The sequence below is a fragment of the Pseudovibrio axinellae genome (assembly GCF_900110875.1).
Classification (GTDB): Bacteria; Pseudomonadota; Alphaproteobacteria; order Rhizobiales; family Stappiaceae; genus Pseudovibrio; species Pseudovibrio axinellae.
This window is the reverse complement of record NZ_FOFM01000034.1, coordinates 1-7,597: the sequence shown is the minus strand read 5'-3', so window position 1 is coordinate 7,597 and position 7,597 is coordinate 1. Positions and strand designations below refer to the sequence as shown.

At 53.5% G+C, this 7,597-nt stretch carries 1 protein-coding gene; it reads right to left on the bottom strand.

All coding sequences use genetic code 11. From position 1 onward, the window contains the following. Positions 1–184: 184 nt before the first annotated feature. The coding region (locus tag BMZ51_RS22630; RefSeq protein WP_074882362.1) for a VCBS domain-containing protein at positions 185–7,597 on the bottom strand (7,413 nt) is incomplete at its 5' end.

The window sequence follows — 7,597 nt, the reverse complement described above, 5'->3', positions numbered from 1 at the left end:
ACAAAGATTGGCGTTCGCATACTCAACACAATAACCGAACTCGGCAGGCCCGCGTTCGAAGCAATCTCATGACCTGAATTGACGGGTTTGGGAGTTCTGTAAGCTATTCACGCCCCCTGCAACAAGGCCCGCCGAAAGTCCGCGCACATCCCGTTAGCTAAGTACCGGATGAGACGCTGTACATCTAATTAGAACCACTTTCATCCATCGGATCCGTTGGCTGTATATCATCGAACGTATCTGGTGGGTCCATTTGCGAATGAATATCAGACTGGGGATCAACAGAGTGCATATCCTCATCCGATCCGGTTAGGACCTCTTCCGGCACATCAAAGGTTAGAGGCTGGACATGGTCAACCCCAACTGCATTGAGGTAGGTGCTTCCTTCAAGATTCAATGGGGTTCCAGTTTGGCTCTGCATCGCGCCAACCGCTGTCAGATAAGGGCGCAAAGCGTCATCATCAACCTGTTGGTCCTCGCCAATTATAGGCTCATCACTGGCTATTGGAGGAGGTGGCGGAGGTAAGTGCAGCCCTTCATCGGTCCCGTGCACCTCGATTTGAACGGTATGGGTTTGGGTTTCGCCATCTGCTGTGTGCACCGCGACCTGAAAGCTTTCATGGGCCGTATCACCATGATCAAGGCCTTGCATTGTAGCTAGGGAATTATCAAGCTGGTAATACCACGCGCCGTGTTCATCAATGGAGAAATCTCCATAGGAACCCGAGACATGGGTCTGTTCTACAAAGGTCGGCTTGTCACCGGTGTCGGCATCCGTGGCCGTGAGATGGCCGGAAATTGTGTCCCGTAACGCGTCTTCTGTTACTGACCCGGAAGCTGCGCCAGAGATGACGGGATGATCCTCATGCCCACTCACATTGACCGTGATTTGTTGATGCAAAACTGTGCCATCAGTTGAGTGAGCGGTAACAAGAAATGTATCGGTTTCAATCTGCCCGCCACTGAGATGCTGGGTATCGAGGTTATGATTGTCCAGTTGGTAGGACCATGCACCACTGGCATCTATTTCAAAGTGCCCGTAAGTGCCTGATACAGCGTGCTGGCTCTGGAATGCTACGGTTTCCCCGCTGTCAGCATCGCTCCCCACAAGCTGACCTGTGACCGCTTGCTTATCATCTTCCTTTATGGATGCTGTGTGATGACCAGATATAACCGCAATATCATTGCTGCCCATTATATCGACGGTAACATCTCTTGAGATTAATTTCCCATGGGAATCCGTTGCCTGGATCGTCGCGTGGTCTTGTATGATATCTCCGTACTTGAGAGATTGAATTGCGGTCTCGCTATTGTTGAGGGCGTAGTGCCAGTTTCCTTGATCATCAACAGTAAAGGTGCCGTGAGAACCATTTACATTGGGATCAACTGACCAAGTGTAGTGATGGGTTTCATCGAGAACTCCGACCCCGCTGACCGGATCCAGATGACCGCTCACGCTTGTCACTTTATCCTCTGTTGCCGCTGCTCTTAGCGTACCGCGCAACGTGTAGTCTGTACTATCTGGAGCCATTGTGACTAAAAGGTGCTGTCTGGTTTGATGGCCATCACCATCCGTCGCAATTATCTCGAACTTTTCACTGGGGTGACCGCCTGAACTGGCAGAAGCGATAAAGGCTTGTTGTTTTGGCCCACCATGCATGAGCTCATAGGTCCAATGGCCATTTTGCTCGATGACCAAACGGCCAATATCCGTATCAATATTTGCAGCTGTCCCCGGCACCCAGCTTTGCCCGTTCACGGTGACACTCAGATGATCATTTTTATCGGCATCTGTTACAAAAAGATCTCCTTCCGCATGGAGGTGGGTCCCGGCCCCTTGCTTTATTGCACGCTCAGATTCCAACGTACCGCTAATACTTGGATTGTCATCTGTACCAGCAACTTTTATGGCAAGAACCGCCGAGTGTTTTTGGCCTGAGGTCTCGGTTACCGGCAGCAGGAAATTCTCTTGCAGACCTTCTCCGGTCTTTAGTCCCTGTATAGCTTTATCGCCGTTATTCAGGTGGTAATTATATGAGCCGTCTGCATAGACGGTTAACTCTCCATAGTTGCCAACATAGGTTCCCGGTTGGTCCACATGACCAACTTGTTGCCCAGGGAAGACCTGTCCCATAGCTGTGATGGAAGCATCCTCTTTCAAACTGGCAGAACTCTGCATTGTCAGAGGATTCGCTGCAATCACGAAGTGGTGCTGAGCGGTTGCTGTCATACCAGCCACTGTGTTCAGGGTTCCGTGTACCAGCAGGTTTTGATCTGACAGAGCAGCGATATCGTGCCCTGGAACATTCACTTGCCAATGATTGGCTTTAACAGTTCCGGTATAATGTGTTCCTGCAATTTCAAGATCCACGGTGCTGCCATCAAGTGCATTTGCAGTTTCGCCGCTTATTAAAAGCGGCTTGGCATGTTCACCACTGTCAATTAGATTGTCGCCGCCCACATTATTGATCACAAGAACCGGCTTGTCATGGGCGATGAAAACCTTTTGAGTTATTAAGTTCCTAGCCTGCAGGTCGTAAAACCTGAAATTGTGATCTCCCGTCAACAGATTGAAATTACTGGCATCAATTGTCCAATGACCGCTCGCATCCACAGTTGCAGAAGGGTTGTGGCCATAGAGCAAGGTTATCTCATGCCCTGGCGTTCCTGTTCCTTTGTAAATCAATGTGTTATCTGTGGTGATGAAATCAGTGTGGCTCGCACCCGTATCCTGACTGATAGATGAGACAGCAAGGGGAATGTGTTTAACATCCAACACACCATGAGCACTTGTTGTTTCATGACCATCCCCAATCGTCATCGTCACCGGAACATCGGTCAGCGTTTTGCCGTGGGCTGGCGTGAATACCCACTCCCCGCTGGAGCCTTGCGCAAATGAACCATATTGTGCATCAACCGAGACCTGAGAAACTGACAGGTGATCATGATCCGGATCTGTCGCTCCAGCCAAACCCAGCAGCTCAGTCTGGCTGAATGTTTTTGTCAGACCGTCCGTCACCTCCCCCATATCAACTGGTGCACCTGATGTTGCTGTGACAACCGGCCTGTCATTTGTCCCCGCTAAAGATATTGTAAGGTTCTGCTGTGCCTGCCCTCCATCTCCGTCTGTCACAGTCACGGGAATTGTTATGGTTTTGAGCGCGCCTTCTGCAAGGCTGTTATAGGCTGCATTCGAGGGGTCAAACTGGTAATGTCCATTCGCATTGATTTGAAACCCGTCAATTTGAGCGGTTGTTGAATATTGAAGGCTGCTTTGGGCGTTATCCACGTCTGTCGCAGACATCTGTCCCGATATAGGAGTGCCGCCTTCAGTGGCGGAGGCCGTGGCAGCACTAAGTACCGGTGCATCGTTGGTGCCGTGGATTGTAATTTGAATCTGGTGTGTTGTGCCATCGGCAGAAGAGACTTGATAGGTTGCGTGACCTTCTTGCCCCGCCGCCAATTGCTGGATCTGCGGTTTGTTGTTATCAACCCAGTAACTCCAGCTTCCACTGGCATCAATACGCAGATGCCCACCAAACGGGTCGGAAAGGGCATGCTCTCCAATTTGGCTGAACTGGAAACGTTCTTGCGAAGCCCCATCCGGATCTGAAATGTCCAGATCCCCATTGATTACAATGCGGCCGGGCACTTTGTCTTCTGTGGCAGAACCCGTGTCTGTCCCTGTAATGATTGCTTTGTCTCGAACAGCAGCAAGCGTCGTGGTTGCTCCTGTATGCGTTACACCGCCATGACCATCATGGACTTCAAACCCGAAATTGACCTGCCCGCTGTAATCTTTCTCCGGTGTAAAGGTGTATGTGCCGTCCTGATTATCTCGGATCGAGCCATGATCCGCATGCAGGTTTTCAATGGTGAGTTTACCGGCATCATTTGCATCTACATCCACAGTGTTGGCAAGAAGCCGCGTTGAGGTCAACGTTTGCGTTGTATCCTCTTTCCAGCTTTGCAAAACAACCTCGGAAGAGCAATAGGGTCGATCATTACTGCCGTGAATGGTGATATTTATATCATGAGCGGTGCCATCTTTGGAGTAAACCGTGATCGTATCCGTAACAGATTGCCCCGCACCGAGCTGGTCTATTGTCGTTCCTCGAGTCGTGGAAAGCCCACCTGTTGAACGCGTATTCCCCGCATCGGCATGATAATCCCACGAACCATCGGCATTGAGCAGTAAGTCTCCAAACCGACCACTATACGTAAAACCAAGCCCTTTGGAGTCAAACTCGGCTTCGCCCGCATCTGGATCCGTGATTGTCAGTTTACCGTGTGCATACAGCGGGCTTTTTCCAAGCTTTGACATTCCGGGCTGCGCATAATCGGGCGACATGTCCACCCCACCAGTATTCTCTGTGACGTCCCCAGTATCAACACCGCCGATCACAGCTGCATTACTCGTACCGGTGAGTGTAATCACAAGGTTCTGGGTATCGCTCGCTCCGGCTTTGTCAGTCACGGTCACCGGGATGGAGACTTGCTGTGTTGCACCTGCCGCCAAGTGTTCATAGGCAGCATTCGTTGGATCAAAGCTCCAACTACCGTCCGCATTCAATGCAAATCCTGCAGGCGCGGTTTGCACCATTGAATAGGTTTGACTATCACCACTGTCTACATCTGTGGCTGACATCTGCCCCGTTAACCGCGTGCCACCTTCTGTTGTGGTAGCGGTTGCAGCACTAAGTACCGGAGCATCATTGGTGCCGTGGATGGTAATCTGTACCTGATGCGTTGTTCCATCAACAGAGCGGACCGTCACAGTATCCGTCGCTGTTTGCCCTTCACCAAGCTGCTGAATAGCGGGTTTGCGGTTATCAATATAATAGATGAAGTCGCCGTTTCTTTGCAGCAGAACATGCCCCCCCATCGAACTATTATATCCTATACCCTGATAGGTCTGAGACCCTCGGTTGATATCGAACGCCGCTTCCCCCGGATCTGGGTCGGTGATGTCCAGATGACCATAAACCTGAAGTTCATAATGGGTATTGATGTAACCTCGATCCTCCGTAACTGAGGGAATTTTTGTATCTGTTATCACCGCCGCATCGCCAACTGCTGCCAAGCTCGTCGTAGCCCCCGTTTTCGTCACCCCGCCGTTAGCATCCTTCACATCGTAGGTTAAGTGCACCTGCCCACTGTAATCTTTCTCCGGTGTAAAGGTGTATGTGCCGTCCTGATTATCTCGGATCGAGCCATGATCCGCATGCAGGTTTTCAATTGTGAGTTTACCGGCATCATTTGCATCTACATCCACAGTGTTGGCAAGAAGCCGCGTTGAGGTCAACGTTTGCGTTGTATCCTCTTTCCCGCTTTGCAAAACAACCTCGGAAGAGCAATAGGGTCGATCATTACTGCCGTGAATGGTGATATTTATATCATGAGCGGTGCCATCTTTGGAGTAAACCGTAATCGTATCCGTAACAGATTGCCCCGCACCGAGCTGGTCTATTGTCGTTCCTCGAGTCGTGGAAAGCCCACCTGTTGAACGCGTATTCCCCGCATCGGCATGATAATCCCACGAACCATCGGCATTGAGCAGTAAGTCTCCAAACCGACCACTATACGTAAAACCAAGCCCTTTGGAGTCAAACTCGGCTTCGCCCGCATCTGGATCCGTGATTGTCAGTTTACCGTGTGCAAACAGCGCGCTTTTTCCAAGCTTTAACATTCCGGGCTGCGCATAATCGGGCGACATGTCCACCCCACCAGTATTCTCTGTGACGTCCCCAGTATCAACACCGCCGATCTGGGCCTTGTCGTCGGTGCCATTGATGGTGATTGTCAGCTTGTGGGAGGTGCCGTCGATGGAGGTGACAGTGAGACTGTCGGTGAGCTGATCACCGCTCTTCAGGCCCTGCACCGCCGGTTGCTGGTTGTCAAGCGCATAACTCCACGACCCGTCCGGCTGCACGGTGAAGCTGCCATGCGCCCCTTGGGCTGCCGATTGCCCGACAAACTGCGCTTCGCCGGCATCAGGATCGGTAACCGTCAGCTGGCCGCCGGTGGTCAGCGCGGTTTCTTCGGTCACCGTGCCGGTGGCAGTACCGCCGATCTGGGCCTTGTCGTCGGTGCCATGGATGGTGATTGTCAGCTTGTGGGAGGTGCCATCCACAGAGGTGACGGTGAGACTGTCGGTGAGCTGATCACCGCTCTTCAGGCCCTGCACCGCCGGTTGCTGGTTGTCGAGCGCATAACTCCACGACCCGTCCGGCTGCACTGTGAACGTTCCGTGCGCCCCTTGGGCTGCCGATTGCCCGACAAACTGCGCTTCGCCGGCATCGGGATCGGTAACCGTCAGCTGGCCGCCGGTGGTCAGTGCGGTTTCTTCGGTCACCGTGCCGGTGGCAGTACCGCCGATCTGGGCCTTGTCGTCGGTGCCATTGATGGTGATTGTCAGCTTGTGAGTGGTGCCGTCAACAGAGGTGACGGTGAGACTGTCGGTGAGCTGATCGCCGCTCTTCAGGCCCTGCACCGCCGGTTGCTGGTTGTCAAGCGCATAACTCCACGACCCGTCCGGCTGCACGGTGAAGCTGCCATGCGCCCCTTGGGCTGCCGATTGCCCGACAAACTGCGCTTCGCCGGCATCAGGATCAACAATGCTCAACTGGCCGCTGGTGGTCAGTGCAGTTTCTTCAGTCACCGTGCCGGTGGCAGTACCGCCGATCTGGGCCTTGTCGTCGGTGCCATGGATGGTGATTGTCAGCTTGTGGGAGGTGCCGTCAACAGAGGTGACGGTGAGACTGTCGGTGAGCTGATCACCGCTCTTCAGGCCCTGCACCGCCGGTTGCTGGTTGTCAAGCGCATAACTCCACGACCCGTCCGGCTGCACTGTGAACGTTCCGTGCGCTGCACTGGCATGTGACTGGGGCACAAACTGGTTTTGCCCGGCATCAGGATCCACAATGCTCAACTGGCCGCTGGTGGTCAGTGCAGTTTCTTCAGTCACCGTGCCGGTGGCAGTACCGCCGATCTGGGCCTTGTCGTCGGTGCCATGGATGGTGATTGTCAGCTTGTGAGTGGTGCCATCCACAGAGGTGACGGTGAGACTGTCGGTGAGCTGATCGCCGCTCTTCAGGCCCTGCACCGCCGGTTGCTGGTTGTCAAGCGCATAACTCCACGACCCGTCCGGCTGCACGGTGAAGCTGCCATGCGCCCCTTGGGCTGCCGATTGCCCGACAAACTGCGCTTCGCCGGCATCAGGATCAACAATGCTCAACTGGCCGCTGGTGGTCAGTGCAGTTTCTTCAGTCACCGTGCCGGTGGCAGTACCGCCGATCTGGGCCTTGTCGTCGGTGCCATTGATGGTGATTGTCAGCTTGTGGGAGGTGCCGTCAACAGAGGTGACGGTGAGACTGTCAGTGAGCTGATCGCCGCTCTTCAGGCCCTGCACCGCCGGTTGCTGGTTGTCGAGCGCATAACTCCACGACCCGTCCGGCTGCACTGTGAAGCTGCCATGTGCCCCTTGAGCTGCGGATTGCCCGACAAACTGGTTTTGCCCGGCATCAGGATCCACAATGCTCAACTGGCCGCCGGTGGTCAGCGCCGTTTCTTCGGTGACGGTGCCGGTGGCAGTACC